General features: G+C 59.0%; 1 protein-coding gene. It reads right to left on the reverse strand.

Annotated features, from left to right (window positions below):
• Window positions 1-501 (reverse strand): hypothetical protein (locus A7K91_RS12960; RefSeq protein ID WP_156739531.1); only part of this gene is annotated, 501 nt, incomplete at its 3' end.
• Between the last annotated feature and the right edge of the window lie 21 nt (window positions 502-522).

The raw sequence follows: 522 nt of genomic DNA on the forward strand, positions 1-522 counted from the left end.
CGGAACATCGAGCGCCTGAAGCTCACCCGCCAACAGGCTCATGGCCCTGTCTATCGCCTGTTGATTAGAAACGCCGGCATACAGCGTTGCCTTGATCATGAGCGTCTGCTGAGCGATGCTCTGCACCTGCGCTCCCTTGGTCAACGTAACGGTGAACGCGATCTGGCCGTCGCTGCCATCCGGGTAGTCCGCGTCCCCCGCCTTCGGCGCCGTGTATGCGTCAATGTGGATCGACAGACCAATCTCGTCGTTATTTGCCGCCTGCTTTACCAGCTGCTCCACATAGCTCGCCGCCGCAGCTTCGGTGCCATATTCCGCTTGGTTGGCTGCGGGATACCCCGCCTTCTCCACCGCTTCCTTCGCTGCCTGCACTATTGCAATATCCGGGTCGGGCGCTTCGTTGAACGTGATACGCAAACTCGTACTGTCGGTACGGGTACCCTTGGAAAGCGCTACATCATAGCTTCCGCTCATGCTGTTGAAGGTGACGATTGCACTCACCCCTGCGGCATCTCCGGTAAG

This window comes from Paenibacillus oryzae, assembly GCF_001675045.1.
Taxonomy (GTDB): domain Bacteria; phylum Bacillota; class Bacilli; order Paenibacillales; family Paenibacillaceae; genus Pristimantibacillus; species Pristimantibacillus oryzae.